General features: G+C 43.7%; 15 protein-coding genes. 11 read left to right on the forward strand and 4 right to left on the reverse strand.

All coding sequences use genetic code 11. From position 1 onward, the window contains the following. Positions 1–323 precede the first annotated feature (323 nt). Positions 324–587, forward strand: a complete 264-nt coding sequence (locus AC23N5_RS27310) for a SemiSWEET transporter (RefSeq protein WP_122933981.1) — start codon at positions 324–326, stop codon at positions 585–587. 71 nt (positions 588–658) lie between these two features. Here AC23N5_RS27310 and pyk read toward each other — a convergent pair whose 3' ends face one another. Then, positions 659–2,116, reverse strand: a complete 1,458-nt coding sequence (gene pyk / locus AC23N5_RS27315) for a pyruvate kinase (protein ID WP_487757967.1) — start codon at positions 2,114–2,116, stop codon at positions 659–661. A 24-nt stretch (positions 2,117–2,140) separates the two neighbouring features. Beyond that, a complete protein-coding gene (gene priA, locus AC23N5_RS27320) occupies positions 2,141–4,657 on the reverse strand; it encodes a replication restart helicase PriA (RefSeq protein ID WP_487757968.1) in 2,517 nt (838 codons plus the stop codon). A 119-nt stretch (positions 4,658–4,776) separates the two neighbouring features. Between priA and AC23N5_RS27325 the strand changes: the two genes are divergently transcribed. Together AC23N5_RS27325 and AC23N5_RS27330 are read left to right on the forward strand one after the other, a co-directional pair. Next, complete coding sequence (locus AC23N5_RS27325; RefSeq protein WP_183975028.1) at positions 4,777–5,190, forward strand: helix-turn-helix domain-containing protein; 414 nt, start codon at positions 4,777–4,779, stop codon at positions 5,188–5,190. Positions 5,191–5,702: 512 nt separating this feature from the next. Beyond that, on the forward strand, positions 5,703–9,935 hold the full coding sequence (locus tag AC23N5_RS27330; protein ID WP_487757969.1) for an SdrD B-like domain-containing protein: 4,233 nt from the start codon (positions 5,703–5,705) through the stop codon (positions 9,933–9,935). A gap of 7 nt (positions 9,936–9,942) precedes the next feature. Here the strand turns inward: AC23N5_RS27330 and AC23N5_RS27335 are convergent, their stop codons facing one another. Both AC23N5_RS27335 and AC23N5_RS27340 read right to left on the reverse strand, forming a co-directional pair. Beyond that, on the reverse strand, positions 9,943–10,539 hold the full coding sequence (locus tag AC23N5_RS27335) for an aminotransferase class IV (protein ID WP_183975024.1): 597 nt from the start codon (positions 10,537–10,539) through the stop codon (positions 9,943–9,945). Next, positions 10,490–11,524 (reverse strand): aminodeoxychorismate synthase component I, encoded by a 1,035-nt coding sequence (locus AC23N5_RS27340; protein ID WP_487757970.1) that lies wholly within the window; start codon positions 11,522–11,524, stop codon positions 10,490–10,492. The genes AC23N5_RS27335 and AC23N5_RS27340 overlap by 50 nt, the downstream gene beginning before the upstream one ends. A 143-nt stretch (positions 11,525–11,667) precedes the next feature. Here AC23N5_RS27340 and AC23N5_RS27345 point away from each other — a divergent pair, with 143 nt between their 5' ends. From AC23N5_RS27345 to bshB1, 8 genes are all read left to right on the forward strand, one after another. Further along, positions 11,668–12,372: a TIGR04283 family arsenosugar biosynthesis glycosyltransferase gene (locus AC23N5_RS27345; protein ID WP_487757971.1), complete on the forward strand. Its 705-nt coding sequence runs from the start codon at positions 11,668–11,670 to the stop codon at positions 12,370–12,372. A gap of 134 nt (positions 12,373–12,506) precedes the next feature. Then, positions 12,507–13,514, forward strand: a complete 1,008-nt coding sequence (locus AC23N5_RS27350) for a transaldolase family protein (protein ID WP_183975019.1) — start codon at positions 12,507–12,509, stop codon at positions 13,512–13,514. 93 nt (positions 13,515–13,607) lie between these two features. Next, positions 13,608–14,219: a 7-carboxy-7-deazaguanine synthase QueE gene (locus tag AC23N5_RS27355; protein ID WP_229601357.1), complete on the forward strand. Its 612-nt coding sequence runs from the start codon at positions 13,608–13,610 to the stop codon at positions 14,217–14,219. Continuing rightward, positions 14,174–16,162, forward strand: a complete 1,989-nt coding sequence (locus AC23N5_RS27360) for an OmpA family protein (RefSeq protein ID WP_487757972.1) — start codon at positions 14,174–14,176, stop codon at positions 16,160–16,162. The genes AC23N5_RS27355 and AC23N5_RS27360 overlap by 46 nt, the downstream gene beginning before the upstream one ends. A gap of 103 nt (positions 16,163–16,265) precedes the next feature. Continuing rightward, on the forward strand, positions 16,266–18,161 hold the full coding sequence (locus tag AC23N5_RS27365; RefSeq protein ID WP_487757973.1) for an OmpA family protein: 1,896 nt from the start codon (positions 16,266–16,268) through the stop codon (positions 18,159–18,161). Positions 18,162–18,362: 201 nt separating this feature from the next. Continuing rightward, a complete protein-coding gene (trxB, locus tag AC23N5_RS27370; protein ID WP_028522050.1) occupies positions 18,363–19,304 on the forward strand; it encodes a thioredoxin-disulfide reductase in 942 nt (313 codons plus the stop codon). Between the two features lie 145 nt (positions 19,305–19,449). Next, positions 19,450–20,520 (forward strand): peptidoglycan DD-metalloendopeptidase family protein, encoded by a 1,071-nt coding sequence (locus AC23N5_RS27375; RefSeq protein ID WP_487757974.1) that lies wholly within the window; start codon positions 19,450–19,452, stop codon positions 20,518–20,520. Positions 20,521–20,530: 10 nt separating this feature from the next. Beyond that, positions 20,531–21,250 (forward strand): bacillithiol biosynthesis deacetylase BshB1, encoded by a 720-nt coding sequence (gene bshB1 / locus AC23N5_RS27380; protein ID WP_487757975.1) that lies wholly within the window; start codon positions 20,531–20,533, stop codon positions 21,248–21,250. Positions 21,251–21,787 lie beyond the last annotated feature (537 nt).

Below are 21,787 nucleotides of genomic sequence, written 5' to 3' on the forward strand. Positions count from 1 at the left end.
AATTTTTTCTATGAGCGAAATTACGCTAATTGCGTAATTGCGTTACAAATAAATAGGGTCAGTTTTTATTTTCCAAACAAAAAACGGTTTTTTTGCTTGGGGGCAACAAAAAAGCCCCTTATCGGTGTGAGAAGGGGCTTTTTTGTTTGGTGGACATGCGCGCCTTGCTCACACTGTGGAGGGTGTAATAATTGAGACGAGAATGACACTATTTTTTGTTCTAATAATCATTTGTTGTATTATTTAAAGAACTTTGCGTTGATAAGAAACTTTTTCTATAACTTTTCCGATAATTAGTAAAAAGGACTCAAATACACAACGCCATGTTAGAGACATTAGGGTACATCGCAGGAATTTTGACGACGGTTGCCTTCGTTCCACAAGTGATGCAAATATATCGAACAAAATCGGCAAAGGACGTTTCTTTGGCCATGTTTTTACTTTTTACTGTGGGTGTCGCGCTTTGGTTGGCCTACGGATTGATGACACATTCGTTTCCAGTGGTGGCAGCCAATACCGTTACTTTGATGCTTTCGTTCGTGATTTTGTATTTCAAGTGGAAATACAGCAAAACCTCAAACACCTAGAAAAGCATAAGGGCAACAACGCTGCCGCGTCATTGCCCTTTCTACTTTTTATTTTAATCAGGTCTTTCTGATTATTCAACAATACTTAGCTTCACTGCATTTGTTTTGCGGTGCTTCGTTACTGGCATACTCAAGGTATTGACAAAAATATCACCTGATTTAAGTTCACCTTTTTCAACCAATACTTTTTTGATGTCTTCGATGAGGTCGTCGCTTGAAAGACCTTCGCGGTCATAATAAATAGCTTTTACTCCCCAATACAACGAAAGCGTGTCAATCAATCGTTGGTTTGAAGTAAAGACGTACAAATTGGCCTCTGGGCGGTGGTGCGACAGACGAAATGCAGTATAACCCGAACGAGTTACGCCAATGATTGCTTTTGCTTGGGTATCACGTGCCAAACGGCAAGCACTCATTACGACGTTATCGTTTAAGACATTAGGGCTGCTATGGTCATTAACTGCCGCATGGTGCTTGAAATAGATTTTGGTTTCCTTGGCATCTTTCGCTGCTTCGGTTTCTTCCACTCTCTTGATGGTCTGAGCCATGCTTGTTACGGCTTCTACTGGGTATTTTCCAGAGGCAGTTTCAGCACTTAACATCACGGCATCGGCGCCGTCGAGTACGGAGTTGGCAATGTCGTTGATTTCGGCGCGCGTCGGGCGTGGGGCGTCAATCATACTTTCCAACATCTGGGTAGCCACGATGACAGGCTTAGCGGCACGGTTACATTTCTCTACAATCATCTTCTGAATCATAGGTACTTCTTCGGCAGGAAGCTCAACCCCCAAGTCGCCGCGAGCTACCATGATAGCATCCGTAATGGCGATGATTTCGTCGATATTATCAATCGCTTCTGGCTTTTCGATTTTAGCCACTACGCGGCAATTTTTACCTTTCGACTTGATATAGTCTTTTACTTCTTGAATGTCAGAAGCGTAGCGCACAAATGAAAGTGCAATCCATTCTACGTCGTTTTGAAGACCAAATTCTAAGTCCTCGTAGTCTTTTTCCGTCACTGATGGCATCGAAACCTTGGTATTAGGAAGGTTTACACCTTTTTTCGATTTCAAAATCCCGTCGTAAATAACTTCGGTCACCACGTCTGTTCCGTCAATACCAACTACTTTTACTTCGAGTTTTCCGTCGTCCATCAAAATTCGCTCACCCATGCGCACGTCGCGGTACATACCTTTATAAGGTGTACTCACGCGCTCAGAGGTACCGATGATTTCTTCGTTGGTAAAAACTAATTTTTGTCCTGCCGTAATTTTCACACCGTCTTTGTGTTCTACGTTACCGATGCGAATTTTAGGGCCTTGCAAATCTTGTAAAATTCCGACGCTAAAACCGTATTTTGCATTGTTCTCACGAATGCGGTTAATACGTTCTTGGTGGTCGGCATGAGTGCCGTGAGAGAAATTGAGACGAAATACGTTTACTCCTGCTTGTACTAATGCTTGGAGCATTTCAGACGTTTCGGAAGCAGGGCCTACGGTAGCAACAATTTTAGCTTTTTTGTCAATCATCGTGTTAGGTTTTGATGGGTACAATCACAGGCAATCTACATCTATAGTCACGTCGGTACCTTTTAAGGTCTTGTCCGTCAGAATATCCGTAACTTTTTCGAGTATAAAAGCCTTTGCGGCCCTAAAATTAACTTTTTCGCGTTCGAGTTTTATAAGAATGTCAAACAAAAACCTATTTCGTATGCGTTCGACCAGTGGTGGCTGGGGGCCTAAAACCCTATCTTCGCCCATTTTCTCGAGTAAAAGTTGGGTCAATTTTTGGGCTGATTGCAAGGCGGTTGTTTGGTCAAAGTTCTTGACTGTCAGTTTGATAAGTCGGGTAAAGGGGGGGTACTTGAAGTTCTCTCTTTCCTTGATTTCCTCCTCGTACATCCCGATATAATCGTTCGTAATAATTTTTTGTAAAATCTTTTGTGAAGGGTTCCCTGTTTGAATCAAAACCCGTCCTTTTCGGTCGGCGCGGCGTCCAGCGCGCCCACTTACCTGTGTGATGAGTTGAAAGGCGCGTTCGGCCGAGCGAAGGTCAGGAAAATGAATCATTCGGTCGGCATCAAATACGCCTACTGTACTGACGTTTTCAAAGTCCAGCCCTTTGCTGATCATTTGGGTACCCACCAAAATATCCACGTTGCCCTGTTCGATGTCTTCAATCATCTCTTTGTACGCATTTTTGGCGCGGGTAGTGTCCAAATCCATGCGGGCAATGCGGGCCGTTGGAAAGAAAATCTTGAGTTGGTCTTCCAACTTTTCAGTGCCAAAGCCCACCGTTCGTACTTTGGTAGAACTACAGCCTGGGCACAGCTTGGGTACTTTCTCTTTGTGGCCACAATAATGGCAACGCAGTTCGGCGTCTTTTTGGTGATACGTAAGGCTGACCGCGCAGTTTTCGCATTCGCCAATCCACCCACATTCTTCACACTGTAAATAGGAAGAATAACCGCGTCGGTTCTGAAAAACAATACTCTGTTCGTTACGATTGAGCGCTTCTTGAAGTTCGTTGATTAAAACTGACGAAAACTCAAACTTCATTTTTTTACTCTTTCGCTCTTTTTTGGTGTCAATGAGCACAAACTCGGGCAAGTTAGCTTTGCCGTATCGTTCGAGCAATTGCACAAAACCATAGCGTCCATTGAGGGCTTGATAATAGGATTCGAGCGCTGGCGTGGCCGAACCTAGCAGTACCTTGGCTTGCTGGCGTTGGGCGGCAACAATGGCGACGTCGCGCGCGTGGTAGCGCGGGGCGGGGTCGTATTGTTTGTAAGAACTTTCGTGTTCTTCATCGACGATAATCAATCCAAGGCTATCGAAAGGCAAGAAAATGGCCGAACGTACGCCCACTACCAACTGAAACTGGCCAGAAACTACCCCTTTCCAGACTTCTACGCGCTCGTTGTCGGAGAACTTAGAATGGTAAATCCCGAGTTTATCCCCAAAGACTTTTTTGAGGCGAACCACAATTTGGGTCGTAAGGGCAATCTCGGGCAATAGAAACAGTACCTGCGAGCCGCTTGCCAGTACTTGCTGGGCTAAATTAATATATACTTCTGTTTTTCCACTTCCTGTGACACCATGTAGCAAAACAGTGTCTTTGGATTGAAATTGGGTAATGATTTCGTCAAAAGCGCGCTGTTGGGCGGTGGTGAGGTGGATGTTGGTACCTTCCGAAAAATCGGGAGCTACATCAGCAAAGCGTGAAACGGTTACTTCAAACTCTTCGAGCGTCCCTTTTTTTATCAGCGTACTTAATGCCGAATCGGAGAAAGCTTCGTTTTGGGTGAAAAAACTCTTTTCAAGCCCCGCGCGATTAGAATAAGGTACATTTTGAATCGGAACTTGGCTGACATAGCTCATGATAATTTCCTGTTGTTTGGGAAATTTATCAAGCTGGGCAATGAGCTCCATCAAGTTTTCGCGTGTCTCAAAACGCCCATTTAGCTTGACTTTTTTGAGCACTTTGGGCTTGTATTTTTCTTTAACTTCTTCAAAAAGAATAATGGCCCGCTTGCCAATAAGCGATTTAATGATGTGGTTGATGTTTGTGGCACCCACACGCTTCTCGACCTCTTCGTAGGTGAGCGATTGGTACTTTTTGATTTCCTCCAGAAGATTAGCTTCTTCTTCTGTCAATAAATCGTAATACTCAAAATCAGGGTTGTACTGAATTTTGGATTGGCTGGTAATTTTCAAACCCGAGGGAAGGGCCACGTTTAGTACTTCCCCCACCGTACACAAGTAGTAGTCGGCAATCCAATGAAAGAGTTCGATTTGGTAAGGTGTTACTAATGGCTCATCGTCAAGGAGTTCGGCGATGTACCTTGCTTGGTATTTTGTAGGAGGAGTCTGGTGGATTTTTGCCACAACGCCCGTCACTACTCTATTTTTGCCAAAAGGTACTACTACTCTGGCACCATTTTTGATGAATGGATTTATCACCCTTGGAACCCGATAGGTGAATAACTGGGCTACAGGCACGGGCAAAATTAGGTCGGCAAACAGAGTTATCTCTTCTGAGCCAAAATCGTCGTTTTCTGCAATCTGCACGTTGTTTTCAACCGAATGTACGATGCAAGATAGCGCTTTCCCCGCAAAAACTTCAAGCTGGCAAGATATTTGACATAATGGGTTATGTCTAATATCACTTTTACCCCTCTACGAAAATTATGAACTTGGAAATGATTCAACGGTACCATGACCTGGAGGCCGACGACCCAAAGCTACGGCGTCTTACAGGACTTAAACGCTCAGAATTTGAGCTTCTTCACGGGTATTTTCGAGATGCTTGGAACGCCTATTTTGCGGAGTACACCCTCGACGGTGTGGCGAGACTTAGGCAGGCGTCGGTGCGGAAAAATAGCATTTTTGGAGATACCCATGACGCGCTTCTTTTTGGCCTTATTTATCTAAACGGAAATTTGAGACAAGACCAACTGGCGACTTTCTTTGGAATTGACCAACCCAAAGCGAGTAAATACTTGAGCCTTATTCAGCGGATTTTACTTCAAGTGGTTGAGGCAACGCCCCGAGCAGTGCCTAAAAGAAAGTTGGATAAATTCTTGGATATGCTTTCCAAATGAAATGAATATACCCCGTCTCAAAAAGTGTACCGATAGGTAGCAAAATGAGAACGGGGTTTGTGTTTTTCTTTGAGCTAACTAATTGATTGGCATTGTTTTTGTGGCGAGGTTAATTTCTAAAGTTAGCTCATTTGTAGAGTGTATTTTCCCTAAATAACAGATAGTTGATTTTGAGTAAATGGTCATAAGTATCTATAAATAAAAGCGTTAGCTTGTGGGGGAGAGCTGGGAAATTTTTATGGATATTTTTTTAGTGACATGCCAGAGAGTGGCAAGGTAATTGAAATATCGTTATGTCGAATAGAGATGTTAAAAAACATAAACAGGTTCTCTAATTTCTTTATATACAAAATAGATAAAATAGGATGTATATGAATGGGATATAATTAGTTGAGGCTCGTTTTAGGACATCTCGAAAAGTAATTTTCTAACCCAGCCAGATGGACAAATTAGACCAAAACCGTTCAGGGTACTTGGTGAAAGTGCTTTGATTACCCCAAATTTTTTCAAAAATGAAAAGGATTTTACACCTTATTACGAAGGCAAACCACTTTTCTTACTTTTTAGTGAGTACACTATTAATGATAGCCAATCTCGCCCATGCTCAGGTGAGGGGGGTAGTGTATATCGACTACGATTTGAATGGAAAACGAACTGCCGTTAGTCCTACAGAACCTGGCGTCGCGGGCGTTCGGGTACAATTATTTGTAGGAAACAATCCCACACCCTTTACAACCACTACCAATGCCTTAGGAGAGTATGCCTTCACCCAAGGCCAAGTGCCCGTTGATAGCATGGCAAGGGTCGAGTTTAGCGATTTTCCTGAGACGTTCTCGCCAAGTATGGTAGGCTTACAAAATGCGACAGATGTTCAGTTTGTAAAAGCCCCATCCTTGCAAACAAACCTCGGAATTGCCAACGACGATGAGTTTTGCCTTGCAGCAAAAGAATTACGGGTTACCACGGCTTGTTATGTGATGGGTGATCCGCTCGCGGGAGGCTCGGCGGCCGATGACCCAGCCCTTATTTTGTTTGACCATAAAGCAAGTGGATTGGCGGGGGTAGATGACTTTTCTATGGTGAAACTAGCCACTGCGGCGCAGATTGGCTCTACTTGGATTGCTTCCTTTCAACGAGACTCACGTCGAATGTTGGTAGGAGCCATTGTACGACGCCACGTAGGTTTGGGGCCTTTGGGAACGGGTGGGTTCTATTATATTGATTTGGCAAATGGTAATCAGGTAAAAGAGTTCATGGACGTAAAAACGATTGGTATTGATACGGGGCCAGACCCTCACCTTGATCCTATTACGGGACTCAATATCTTGCCCGCATCCAAAACCGCTCGAAGCCGCGATTCGCTTTCTTTCCACATGGCGGGAAAAGTAGGCATGGGTGGGGTGCAGTTAACGCGCTATCAAGATACCTTGTATATGGTCAATTTATATGATAAGAAATTATACAGTTTCGGCGTAGGAAAGCCACTTGCAGCTCCCCAATCCGCGGCAAATGCCAATGTAAAAAGCTTTGTTATACCTAATCCCAATTGTTCTAACGGAGATTTTGCTCCGTGGGCGTTAAAATACTATCGTAACAAAATGTACCTTGGCGTGGTATGTACCGCCGAAACTTCACAGAAAAAAGAAGACTTAAAAGGAGCGATCTATGAGTTTAACCCTAAAACCGCTCAGTTTAAAAGTATTTTTGAATTTCCACTCGGATACAAGCGCGACGCACTTGACGGAACGCAAGGGTGCGATACCATCAATACTTGGAAACCGTGGTCAGGAATTTTTCCCAAACAATGTAATTATCCACTAGGCGCTCCCGATCCACTAAGTGCGTTTTTGGTAAACCCCCAACCAATTATTTCAGACATTGACTTCGATGATGATGGTTCGATGTTTATTGGGATGCTAGATAGGGGAGGTTTACAAACAGGACAAAACCAGCCAGGTATTGCGGCGGACGATACACTCAACTACTACGGATTTATGAGTGGTGATTTGCTCCGTGCACAGCGTAACCCTGATGGCTCATACAGCATGGAAAGCAATGGTGTTTCTGGACCGTATGTAGCTGATGGCCCAAGTGGCCCAGGGGTTGCAAGTGCTCATGATAAAGATGCAGGCCCAGGTGGAGGCGAGTTTTTCTTTGAAGATTACTGGATTAACGGGCAAGGTGAAATTGGCCACGCCGAACTTACCAACGGGGGTATTTTTAAAATCCCAGGAGAAAACGAAATCTTTACTTCTGCTTTTGACCCACTTCATCAGGTATATTTAGCAACAGGATTTTTGGTTTTTGATACCAAAACAGGAAAGCGTAAAAGAGGCTATGCGGTGTATTCTATCCGTGAGGGGTCGCTTGGGAAATCAGGAGGGGTGGGAGACTTAACCGCCGCTTGTGAGCCTTCGCCACTTTCTGTTGGGAATCGTATTTGGTTTGATGCCGATCGGGATGGTATTCAAGATCCGAATGAACCTGGGGTGGATGGCCTTGTATTGACACTCCATGATATGCAAAACGGTGGAACGGAAGTAGGCCGCGATACCACAGCCAACGGCGGGCAGTTTTATTTCTCTGATTTTAATGTAACGGGCGGTTTGAAGAGAAATCACCTGTACGAAATACATCAAAGTACGCTTCAAAGTTTGGGAGCACCTGCAGCTAATGTGATTCAAGCCGCGCAAGCAGCAGGTATCAAAGTTTCCAATCTACCAGTAAATGCGAAGGTTCTTACCGCTGCAAATATTGCCACCGCAAATACGGATGACAATACAGTGGCTAATTTGATGCGACTTGTGCCAATTGATAGTCTAATACCAACAAGCAACGTACGTAACTCAGATGCGGTTTATAATGCCGACTCTTCGGCAGCGATAATTGCGTTTAAAACAGGTAACAACAGCGAGAATAATTATACTTTCGATATTGGTTGGATGCTCAATTTACCGCCTGCTTCGATGGGAGACTATGCTTGGTATGATTTGAACCGAAATGGTATTCAAGATCTTAGAAAAGACCCTTTTGGAAACATATTAGGGCCAGAGCTTCCTGCTAAGGGGGTAATCATGGAATTGTACGATGCCAACGATACTTTTATCAAATCAGATACAACGGGCGTGGATGGTAAATACCACATCGGTGAAGTCCCCGCAGGTGATTACTATGTGAAGTTTAATCCTGTGTCGTATCCTGCTACAGATTTTGTCGTTACAGATTTAAACAAAGGGACAAATGATTCTTTGGATAACGACATCGAACGAGCAGTGTATAAATCTTCGACTTTTACTTTAGCCCCTAATCAGCATGATCCACGTTGGGATATTGGATTCTTCCGAACAACTTCGCCTGAGATTTCTGACCCATGTGCTTGTGATTCAACGATTTTGTATTTGCCAGGAGACGACATATATACAAAGTATGTATATCGAGAAAAAGTGACCATTAAGGCAACACCAGGAGGAAAGTGGGCGATTATTCCGTTTGATGCCAAGAAAAATGTATATACCTACGGCCTCTATGAAGACGACGGCGAAGGTTACATCGACTCCATTGATTTGAGTAAAAAGAATTATTTCTTTACCGAAGTACCAGGGTCATTGGGAGAATATGAATTTAAGTTTGCGCACAAATCTCAAGATGGCTACGCTTTGGCAGCCACGGATGGGGTTGATACGCTGAGTATTGGGGCGATTTGTTATGAGGTCAAGGAACAATACGATATGCGACTGGATACGCTGTGTGCCAACGGAGATAAGATACAACTGCAACGAAATTTTCCCAATGGAAAAGCGACCTATTACTTTATTGCAGATTCGGCCTTTGTATTTAGGGATGGATTTAATGAATTTACGTTGATTGAGGATGCCGTGGCTAGAGGATCAATTACCGAACTTGACCCCAAAGTGTACCGTCCTAACTCCGTCATTAGTTTGTACATGAAGTGGGAACCCAATGGCATAGCAGACAAGAAAGGAGCGTGTCAAAAATCAATGATTCTGAATATCACCATAAGCAATAGTGGTATTTGTGCTCCATTTAAAGACCTTGAACTTACCAAAACACTGGTAGGTGACTGCCGACGAGAGGTGGGGAATACGGTACAGTTTAAGATAGCTGTCACCAATAAAAGTGTAAGTGGAACCCCTGCCGCCGACAGTGTTTATGTACAGGATTATTTGCCCGCCAATTTTACGTTTGTCAGTGCAACGTCAACAAGTGGAGTATTTAATCAGCAAACGTTGAAGTGGGGGCCGTTGAAGCTCAACCCAGGCCAAACGGATACCCTGACGGTTTCGGTCAAAATCAACAATGCGGGAGGCTTTATTGGTGGGTCGATTTGTAACGAAGCCGAAATTGTATCAATGGTAGGTTTAGACAGCGACTCTCAGCCAGGAAACAAAGTAATTACTGAAGACGATTACGGCATTGCTTGTGTAAGTGTGCCACTGAAAATATGCCCTGAAAGACGGGATACGGTGATTATCTCTGCCCCAGCGGGTTATCAGACGTACCAATGGTTTAAAAATGGCACTAAAATTGACGGTGCTACTTCGCAGACCTTAGAAGTGGGCGACGTAGGTTCTTATACCGTTGAGGTATCCGACGGGCAATGTCCAACCAAAAACTGCTGCCCTGCGATTGTGGAAGCAGAGTGTATTTGCCCAGAAGATATTTGCATCCCTGTGATTATTAAGAAGACGAAAGCTAAAAATAAGGCGCTCGTACCGCCCAAATAATGAACAACTAGAAAATACTCCTCAGCGGGATGTGGGGAGTAGTTTCAAAATCTAACATCGAATTGATGATTCGGGCAGAAACGTACTTTGGTAGGTCTTCTGTCCGAATTTTTTTTTCTACAATTTTTCCCTGTTCTAACAAAAACGCACGTTGTGTACCCGCGAGTAAAAAAGTAGTAGGAGTAACCCACTGCCGTTCATCCCAAAAAACGATATTGGCGTACGACGTATCGGTAAGGTGGCCGTTTTTGACAATAAGTACATCGTCGGCCGTGCCTTTTTGAGCGGCAAGTGCATTCAAACTGCTGCGGTCTTGGTACTTAAATGAATACGAAATGTCGTTGGCTTCCACAACTCGAAGCGATTGGATAGTGCGTGGGTGGTAAGGTTCAAATTCAATTTTCTCAATCGAAAACCCATACGTGACACGGCACTTAAACAAACCCAACTGAAGGTTTTGGGGGATACGAATCTCTTGGGCCAACTCTTTGACCTGAACGCCTTCAAAATGATGAAGCTGGGTGCGGTACATGCGCTCATTGTGAAAGCGGATGTTAGACAACTGCCCGTTGAAAAGCCGAAGGGTTTCGATGAATAGTGGCATTAGAAATAGGTAAATAGATTTTGTCAATCATTTCTTGGTATTCGATGTGGACTTGGCTGCGGGCTGTGATGCCTCCACCACTTTTAAAGATGAGCTGCTCTCCTGATTGTTCAATAAAACGGATGAGTACGCCGCTGTCAAAATTTTCACCATCAAATATTCCCGTAATTCCTGTGTAATAACCGCGCTCATAGCCTTCGGCACGTCGGATAATATCGAGGGTACTTGGTTTGGGTGCGCCGCTGATGGAACCTGCTGGCAAAAGCTGAAAAAGCCAGTTGCCGATGAAATTGCGCCAATTAGATGGCATAAGTCCCGCAATCTCAGAACTTACTTGCAGCAACGACTTTTGGTTGGTGGTCAGGGTATCAAGATAGCGATAACGTTCCACCCATACCTTTTGGGCAATCATACTCAGATCGTTTCGAATCAAATCTACGATGGTCGCGTGTTCGGCTGCTTCCTTTTTATCGCTCAAAATACGTTCTTCTGCATTGGGCAATTGAGCATCAATCGTTCCTTTCATGGGAAAAGAAGCAATTCGATTGCCACGAATTTGTACAAAAATTTCAGGCGAAAAACAGACAAACTGATGCTGCCACCACAGCCGGTATTTGGCATTACTGTGATAAAAAATCGTTTTTAAATCCAGCTCCGTATGTATTGGCGTAGGAATTGATAAATTTGTCAAAAAAGAATCCCCTCGCTTGAGGTGCCCCACCACCAGCTCAAATTTGGGCGTGTAGTCTTCCAAGGAAAGCGGCGATTTTGAAAAAGTAAAAGGCGCAAGATGGGGCGTGGGGTGCGTTGTACGATTATGAACCCCATTAAAATCAAACAAAATAGCCGTTGGGTCGAGTTGAGAAAGAGGTATGACAACGGGACGTTGGGCTAAAAAATCAATAATGAACAAAAAGGGCGTTCGCTCACGTCCTAACTGATTCATTTTTTCAATAGCCTCAAGCGTAGAAAGGGTATTTATCATAGTTAATTAAACGCCTATAGTAAGAACAATTTTCTAGTCTCAACTAAGCCTTGAAATGGTGTTTCCCCAAGACAAACAATCGCTCCACTACTTACCGTTCCAATTGTAGCCTCAAAATGGCAACTATTACTTCTATGGAGAGGATGAATACTAAATTTATTTCGGTCATTATCCCCACACTAAACGAGGAAACCAACGTTGGTCGTTTGGTGAAATTCCTTTATAAATACGGTCGGCGCTATGTGTTAGACGTCATTGTCGTCGATGGTGGAAGTGCCGATAATACCGTGCAAGTAGCCGAAGCGGCAGGCGCTGTGCTAGTTGCATCGCCGAAGGGAAGAGCACAACAAATGAATGCAGGAGCAGCGAGAGCGGCGGGGGAGGTGCTCTATTTTGTGCATGCCGATACGCAAGTAGCCGAAAGTTTTGCGGACGACATCGCCCAAGCTGTTCAAGAAGGCTACCAAGCGGGTGGGTATCGTTTTCGGTTTGATTCTGATCGCTGGTTATTGAGAATCAATAGCTATTGTACGCGGTTCGACGCGCTTTTTGTCCGTGGAGGTGACCAAACTTTATTCGTAACCCGAGTGTTGTTCAATAGTTTGGGAGGCTTTGATGAACGTTACGTGATTATGGAAGAATATGATTTTTTGCGTAAAATGTGGAAATCGCATCGTAAACTATTTAAACTAATCCCGAAAGAGGTGGTGGTATCGGCACGGAAATACGAAACAAATAGCTGGTTGAGCGTACAGTTGGCAAACTTGGTCGCCGTTCTTCAGTTTAAAATGGGACGAAATCCGCAATACATTGCCCATTTGTACAAAAAGATGTTGAACAATCGCTAACCTCTAGTGCCATAGCTTCATATTTTCACAACCATCTTTTGCGAAAACTCTCTTTTTCCTCCATTTTTTTTGCGACCTTTGCCGAAATTTTGTTCCGAAAACGGATAACTAAACAACGGACAAACCGACCAAAAATGGAATTATATCTTGATTCTGCCGATTTTAAAGAAATAGAAACTGCCTTCCAACTTGGGTTTTTAGCAGGTCTTACTACGACACCAACGTTTATGCACCGCGAGGGGGTTACTGACCTCGATGGCATGATTGTTAAATTGTCGAAAATCGTACCTGTTCTTCAGATTGAGGCGTTGGGTGATACCGCCGAAGACATTGTAAAAGATGCCGAACGGCAATTGGAATTGGGCCTTGACCCAGCCAAAACCGTGTTTAAAGTGCCTGTTTCTCTTGAAGGAGTTCGTGCTTGTAAAATGCTCCGTGACCGTGGCATGATGGTAAATGTTCACTTGGTTTACACAATTCAGCAAGCCTACATGGCCATGACTGCGGGAGCAAGCTACATTTGCGTATTGGCAGGCCGTATGCAAGATCAAGGCTATGATGCCATTAAATTGATTGGCGAATGCGTCGAAATGGTTAACTTTTATGGCTCTTCGTCAAAGGTAATGTTCTCGTCGGTACGTAATGCCGAGCATGTTCGCAATGCACTTGACTTAGGTTGCCACACCATTACGGTGCCTTGGAAAATCATGAAAGTGTTGACCGAAAATAGCTTTACGGCTATTGGTACGCAGCAGTTTGTGGAACACACGCGTCTAATCACAGTGACAGTAGGAGAGGCAATCAATGGCGTAAATCCATTGGTATCAGCAGATACTACATTGGCCGACGCGATTGTAAAAATGACCGAATTTGGTTTTGGCTCTGTAACGGTGACAAATGCCGACGGAAGCGTGAAAGGCGTATTTACGGACGGCGATTTGCGTCGTAAATTGTCGAGCGAAGGACGTGATGTATTGAGCAAAGCCATCGGTGAGTTTGAATACAAAATGCCTGTTTCTATCGAAGCAACGGCGCTGTTGGATGCTGCCGCTGCACTTTTCAAGAAAACAAGCGTGGATACGATTTTAGTAACCGAAGGTGGCAAGCCTGTAGGAATGCTTGATATTCAAGATTTGAAATAATTACCTTGGCTATTTTGGCCAACATAGTACTATTTTACGAAACGGTTCGCCAATTTGGCGAACCGTTTACCATTCACAGAAAATCCCAAAAATATGGACTCGCAATCACTTCAACTGCCCGTCATGGAAGCCTTTTATACGCTACAAGGCGAAGGGTATCATAGTGGAAAAGCGGCCTATTTTATTCGTTTGGGTGGCTGCGACGTAGGGTGCGTGTGGTGCGACGTGAAAGAGTCATGGGACGCCGATATTCACCCCAAGCATACGCTAACACAAATAGTAAACGAAGCATTGCAGTATCCTGCACGCATGGCCGTAGTGACGGGAGGCGAGCCGTTGATGTATGATTTGGGGGCGTTGACCACCGAACTGCACAACGCTGGATTTGAGACCAATATCGAAACTTCGGGAGCACATCCATTTTCGGGTACGTGGGATTGGGTTTGCTTTTCTCCCAAAAAATTCAAAAACCCTCACGAGAGCATTTATGCGCAAGCCAACGAACTGAAAGTCGTTGTTTACCATAAATCAGATTTTGAGTTTGCCGAATACCACGCTGCTCGTGTCAACAAAGACTGTGTGCTGCTGCTCCAACCTGAGTGGAGTCGAATGCAAGAAATGACGCCTTTAATCGTTGAGTATGTAAAACAGCATCCCCAATGGCGCGTCTCCTTGCAAACGCACAAATACATGGATATACCGTAGGAATTGGTGGCGACTTGTCGGTCGTGGGGGTAAAGGTTAGTACTTTTTATTTCTTCTTCTATTCTTTATTAGTATCGCCAAGTGTTTTAGCTCAAAACGGGCTAATAAGCGCCAGCGCCCGAAAACTGTACGATTCGGCAGAGAGGCTGCTCCCTTTTGACAGAGAGCAAGCCTTGAAACTCTACAAAAAAACGATTGAAACGGATAGTTCTTTTGCCGCTCCTTACATGCGGATAGGTCAACTACTCTTTGACTCAAAAGAGACCAAAGAAGATGCGTATCCGTACTTTGAAAAAGCGATAAAACACGATTCAAACGAAAGAGCTTTTCTTATAATTTATGAAATTTTAGGAAAGCGGTACCTTCAAAAAGGAGACTATTCCAAAGCAGAGACGTATTTTAAAGGATATTTAAGACTCAGCCCTCAGCCCAAATCGAGCGCTCATCGAAGCGTACTACGTTATTTAAAACAGTGCGAATACGCCCAATACCATCTTCCTAGTACAAAACAGGGCAAACACCAACGTCTTTCTTCTCCCATTAATAAAGCCTTGGCACAGTCTTATCCTGTCCTAACGGCTGATTTGCAGACGCTGATTTATACGCACAACAATGGCGATGAGGATATATTCATCAGTAAACGAACGGCTAAAGGCTGGACAAACCCCAAAAGTATATCGGGGCAAATTAATCAAGCGACCAATGAAGGGACTTGTTCTATCTCATCAGATGGTAATGTGCTGGTTTTTACGGCTTGTCATCGAAAAACAAACATTGGAAAATGTGATTTATATATATCCTATAAAACGGGCAACGTTTGGAGCGAACCCATTAATTTGGGGCCAATGGTCAATTCGCAGGGTTGGCAGTCTCAACCTGCTCTTTCGGCAGATGGTACAGTTTTGTACTTTTCGTCAGACCGTCAAGGTGGATTAGGCGGAAAAGATATTTGGTGTACATCACTCAATACATTTGGCGAGTGGCGTGTGCCTGTTAATTTGGGAGCTCAAATAAATACTGAATTTGATGAAATTTCCCCATTCATACATTCAAATAACCAGACGTTGTTTTTCGCTTCCGATGGTTGGCCAAGTGTGGGAGGATTTGATATTTTTATTTCAAAAAAAGAATATGCAGGATGGACTACCCCTCAAAATTTGGGTTTTCCATTAAATGATTTTGCTGACCAGATGGGGTTTTATATTACCCCCGATTGCCAAGAAGCGTTTTATTCGTATCATGACAGAAGTGTACCTAGTGAAAATGGGGCAGTTGTTAGTAGTTTGTGTCATTATTCTTTACCCGATTCGCTCAAGCAACTTTGCCCTGCTATGACCTTTGTAAAAGGGAGAGTGGTAGATTCAGAAACAAAACAACCCTTAAAAGCCACGATAGGGGTGTTAGAAAAAGAAGAGCAAATCGCCACTTTTCATTCAGATGACTCGACGGGAGTATTTCTATTTGTGGTATCCCCACAGGCAAAAACTCAAGTGGAGGTGAAACGTAAAAACTACCTTTCTCAACATTTCAACCTTAGGTTCGCCACCGATTCGTCTTTTCAAAACGGAACTTGGGAAATTCTATTGACGCCGATTAAGGTGGATTCAAATGTTGTTTTGCAGCACACATTATTTACAAAGAATAGCTCGGTGCTAGTTGTTGCACCCTATTCGGCACTAGAACATTTAGCGGAGTATCTAAAACAAAATGTCGCAACCCAACTTGTGATTGAAGGGCACACGGATGATGTTGGAACAGCGGAGGCAAATTATACATTGTCAGTACAAAGAGCAGAATCGGTCAAAAGATATTTACTTGAAAAAGGGATTGAAGAACAACGGCTACGCGTTAAGGGCTACGGAAAAAGCAGGCCATTGGTACAGCATGGTTCTGAGCAAGCAAGGCAGCAAAATCGCAGAGTTGAATGTAAAATCGTACAATAGTTAGCAAGAGAGGAGGGTTATTGTGATTTTATTAAAGATGAGGGAAACCATTTGTTTTTGGAAGTTTAATAGGCTGTGCACAAGAGTGGTAGCCTGTTGGGTATTGGGTACATTATTTTCGTGTACGCTTTTTGCGCAAGCACCAGCCTCCTACTTGCCAACTACCAACAAAAAAGCGGCGGAGGCTTTGGAGAGAAGTACAAAGTTTTACAATGAAAAAAACTTTGAAAAAGCGTCGCAGTTTGCTGATGAAGCGCTCCGCTATGATTCTACTTTGGCAGAAGCGTATTTTCGTAAGGGGCAATTGTATGAAGTTTTTACCCAGCCTGACTTGGCCCTACAGGCATACCGTAAAACAGTCCAACTAAAGCCCGATGCGCCTCAATTTGCCCTGGCGTACCAGCGCCTCATTGAGCACCAGTTGCGTGAAGGTGACTATGCGCAATCGAAAAGCGATTTAGAACATTACATCACCTTTCTTAAACCCAATAGCATTGCGCAAAAAAGAGCGCAACGGCAGCTTCAAACTTGTATTTACGGAGCAAAGGCCATTCTCAATCCCCTCGTGATTCATCCCGAAGAGCTTTCTGATACGGTCAATCAATTCATTTTGCAATATTTCCCTGCTTTGACAGGAGATGGAGAAACCTTGCTCTTTACGGGGCGAAAACCCGAAAACGACGAGGACTTATTTATCTGTACCTACAAAAATGGGCGCTGGAGTTCGCCCGTGTCAGTCTCGGATAAAATTAATACCGCTGATAACGAAGGCACAGGAACGCTGTCGGCCGACGGAAGAACGCTTGTTTTTACTGCCTGCAATCGCCGAGAGGGCTATGGGAGTTGCGACCTTTACATTAGCCATAAAGTAGGGGAAGAGTGGGAAAAACCAAAAAACCTGGGGATAGTCGTTAACTCTCCTTATTGGGAGTCGCAACCAGCATTGTCGCCCGACGGGCAGCTACTTTACTTTATTTCTGACCGTCCAGGAGGTGTAGGTGGGCGAGATATTTGGTACACTACCTTACAACCAAATGGTGAATGGGAAAAGGCAAAAAATTTGGATAAAACCATCAATACCCCCTTTGACGAAGCATCTCCTTTTTTATATGCCAATGGGCGGACGTTATTTTTTGCATCGGAAGGCCACGAAGGGTTGGGCGGATACGATCTGTTTTTTGCGGATAGTACGGCTACTGGTTGGCAAAATCCCCAAAATATTGGCTACCCTATCAATACCTCCGACAATCAAGTGGCGCTCGTCATAACCGCCGACGGTAAGTATGGTTACTATTCATTGGATGCAAAGCGAGTCGGAAATCAGCGTGTATCGAGACTGTACCGTTTTCGTTTGCCCGATGAATTGACCAAACGGTTTAATACGGCCAATTACTTGCGAGGAGTTGTCACCGACGTTCGTACCAAAAAACCAATTCAAGCCAACATCGAATTGATGAATTTGACAACGGGCAAACGCGTACAACTGCTGTCGTCTGATGCCACTACGGGCACTTACCTCACCACCTTGCCCAATGGCAGTGAGTGGGGGTTGTACGTAAGCGCCAAAGGATATTTTTACAAAAGTTTGTCGTTCGATTATAGCCAAAAGAACAATGCGGAAGGGTATCAATTGGACATCGCTTTGGAGCCTCTTCAGAGAGAGTCGTATGGCGTGTTGAGTAATATTTATTTTGAAACGGGAAAAGCCGAGTTGCAAGAAAAATCCCGAACAGAATTAAACAAACTGATTGAGCAGCTTCGTTCACAGTCAACGCTTCGGATTGAGATTACGGGGCATACCGATGATGTGGGTGATGCAAAGCAAAATCAGCTTCTTTCCCAAAAAAGGGCACAAAGCGTGGTGGACTATTTGGTGGAATCAGGCGTGGGCAAAGAAAGAATAAAAGCCGTTGGGATGGGAGAAGCCAAACCTATCGTTCCGAATACCTCAGACGAAAACCGACAGCTTAACCGCCGCATAGAGTGGAGAATATGGTAAACCGTGCGGTATTAAAATATACCAGAGTAACGAGGGCTACTTTGTCTTCTCAGCCTTTTTTGCTTAATTTTGCAACCGCCTTGCAAAAACTTGCAAAAAGACGATGAACGATTTTGGAAGTTAGATTGTAAATTTAATGAATAGATTCGTCGTTCTTAAAGACAAATCTACCATCGTCAATTTTATCAAACGCTTTTACTAATGTCTTCTGAAAAAGTATCTTGTTTAATCATAGGTTCGGGCCCAGCGGGTTATACTGCGGCCATTTATGCTTCTCGTGCGGGCCTTTCACCTGTTTTATATACAGGAGGTCAGCCAGGAGGTCAGCTTACAATTACGACGGAGGTTGAAAACTACCCAGGTTATCCAGAGGGAGTACAAGGTCCTCAAATGATGATTGATTTTGAAAACCAAGCGCGTCGCTTTGGGGCTGATATTCGTTATGGATTGGCTACAAAAGTTGATTTTTCTGATCCAACCCTTCATAAAGTTTGGATTGATGATACAACACTTATTGAAAGCCCAGCGGTTATTATCGCAACAGGAGCTTCCGCCAAGTGGTTGGGGCTAGAATCAGAACAGCGTCTCAATGGCTACGGAGTATCTGCTTGCGCCGTTTGTGATGGGTTTTTCTTCCGTAACCAAGAAGTAGCCATCGTAGGTGGAGGCGACACGGCTTGCGAAGAAGCAAGTTATTTAGCCAAATTATGTAAGAAGGTATATATGATTGTACGCCGCGACGAGCTTCGGGCGTCTCAAGTAATGCAGAACCGCGTCAAGTCAACGCCGAACATTGAGATTCTTTGGAACTCCGAAACCGAGGAAGTCCTCGGCGACCAAGGTGTAACGGGAGTTAGACTAAAGAATATTCAAACGGAAGAATCATATACGATTGATGTAACAGGTTTTTTTGTGGCCATCGGACACCAACCAAACACCGAAATTTTCAAAGAGTATATAGATATGGATAATGCTGGGTACATCCAAACAATAAAAGGAAGTGCCAAAACCAATGTAGAAGGCGTGTTTGCTTGTGGTGATGCCCAAGACAATATTTATCGCCAAGCAATCACCGCAGCAGGTTCAGGCTGTATGGCAGCATTGGATGCAGAGCGTTATTTAACTGAGAAAGGCATACATTAATTTTGAATTGGTAACAGTAGGCAAATGGGGCTTACTGTTACTTTTTTTTAATGGCTCACCGAATTTAATTATAAGTTTTACTCCCATTCCTTGAGTGGGCATGGATATGTTCCCCCCTCTCAAAGAATGGCTAAACCAACGACGGATGAAAGCCCAATTACTTTTAGTACTAATGTTTGCTCTTTTTTTAGGAGTAAATCTTCAAGCCCAAGAACGAGGGTTGTTCAAAAAAAACCCAAAGATTAAACCCAACAAAACAGAAGCGCCAAGTACGCCTGTCATCAAGCCCCAGAAAGACGAGTTTGAAGAATTTGAGGTAGAAAAACCCCAAATGCGTTTTTCAAACACGTTTGAGCCTGTCAAACAAGTGAACCCAACGGTAGCAGATGACACAACGGGGACAATTGATGAGGGAGAAACCTCCGTGGCCGAAATTATTGATTCGGTACAAGTAGGAGACGATTGGGTGCAAGTCGCCGATTATTTCGCGATTTGGGATTCACGTACCATCGATCCCTACAACCTTAATCCATTAGAGTTTGAAGAAAACATTTCGCTGCGTTTATTTGATCCAGGCAAAGGTCGTTTCTGGAACCTACCTACGAGTGAAGTAAAGGTGACCTCTCAGTTTGGCCCGCGCTGGGGGCGTTGGCACGAAGGGATGGATTTGGACTTAAATACGGGAGATCCAGTTTACAGTACTTACGATGGTATCGTTCGGGTGACGGCTTATGATGGAAACGGATACGGTCGATTTGTTTTAGTAAGGCATTATAATGGACTTGAAACCTTGTATGGTCACTTGTCTAAAATTACGGTAGAGGTAGGCCAACTAATCAAGGCAGGAGACATGTTGGGTCTAGGTGGAAACACGGGAAGAAGTTTTGGCGACCACCTCCACTACGAAAACCGATACGAAGGAAACCCTTTCAGCCCGGGATGGATTTGGGATTTTCCAGGACAGACGATTCGTAACGAACGTTTTGTACTTACTTCAAAGGTATGGGATCACCTCCGAGGGGGGCGCTCAATAGATAGCGAGTTTGATATTAGCAAAGCAAAAGTAAAACGTACTGTGCTTCATAAAGTTCGCCGTGGAGAAACATTGGATACAATTGCGAGCAAATATGGAATGTCCACGTCAGAGTTAGCCCAAAAGAACCATCTTCGGTTGACAGCACGCTTAAAAATAGGCCAACGACTTCGAGTAAAATAATACATTAAGGATGAAATTAGACTTATTGGCAATCTCAGCGCACCCCGACGACGTCGAATTAGGGTGCGCTGGTACTATATTAGCTACTTTACAAAGTGGCAAAACGGTCGGCATTTTAGATCTTACCAAAGGGGAGTTAGGAACCCGTGGTACGCCTGAGATAAGAAAACAAGAAGCATATGCGGCCGCTGCTATATTAGGCGTGAGTGTTCGGGACAATGCAGGAATACCTGACGGCTTTTTTCAAAACACTCGGGAGCATCAAATGGCGATTGTTCCTTTTATAAGGAAATACCAACCAGAGATAGTATTGGCTAATGCGATTGATGATCGCCACCCAGACCATGGGCGCGGGGCAAAGCTTATTTATGATGCTTGTTTCTTAGCAGGCTTACGCCAAATCGCTACGTTTGATGAAAATGGGGAGCCCCAGTCGGCTTGGCGTCCTAAATATATATATCACTTTATACAGGATAGGTACATTAAACCAGATTTTGTGGTTGATATAACTCCGCATTGGCCTAAAAAGGAAGAAGCCATTCGTGCTTTTAGAAGCCAATTCTTTGATCCAACCAGCCCAGAACCTAATAGTTATATCTCTTCTCCAGAATTTTTAGAGTTTATAGAAGCCCGTGCCAAGGAGTATGGACACGCAATTGGAGTGAAATATGGCGAAGGTTTTACTTCTCAACGGTTTCTTGGAATAAAAGATTTGTGGACTTTATCCTAAGTGAATCGCCTTAAATAGGATTATGAAGGGGGTAGTATTTTACGATTTAAAGAACTTTTAGAAAAGAGCTCTTTTTTTTTAGAAAAAGCTTGGATAGTCATCTTACTCCTACTACTTTTGCAACCCCAAACAACGAGAGAGGGAAGGAAAAGCAAAGAGATTTCAAGTAAAGTTTCAGCAAATAAAAAAAAGTTGAAAAAATATTTGGAAGTAAGATTTAAAAGTCAGACCTTTGCAACCCCAAACAACGAGAGAGGGTAAAAGCAAAGAGATTTCAAGTAAAATTTCAGCAAATAAAAAAAGTTGAAAAAATATTTGGAAGTAAGATTTAAAAGTCAGACCTTTGCAATCCCAAATCAAACAGAGCTTAAAAAGTTAAGCCCGAAAATTTGGGTCTGGTTCTTTGAAATAATGAGTAAGTTAAGGTTAATAGTGAGTCTTTACGGATTCAGTCAAATTGAATTTTTATAACATTTACGATGGAGAGTTTGATCCTGGCTCAGGATGAACGCTAGCGGCAGGCCTAATACATGCAAG

Source organism: Runella sp. R5_40, from assembly GCF_057652295.1.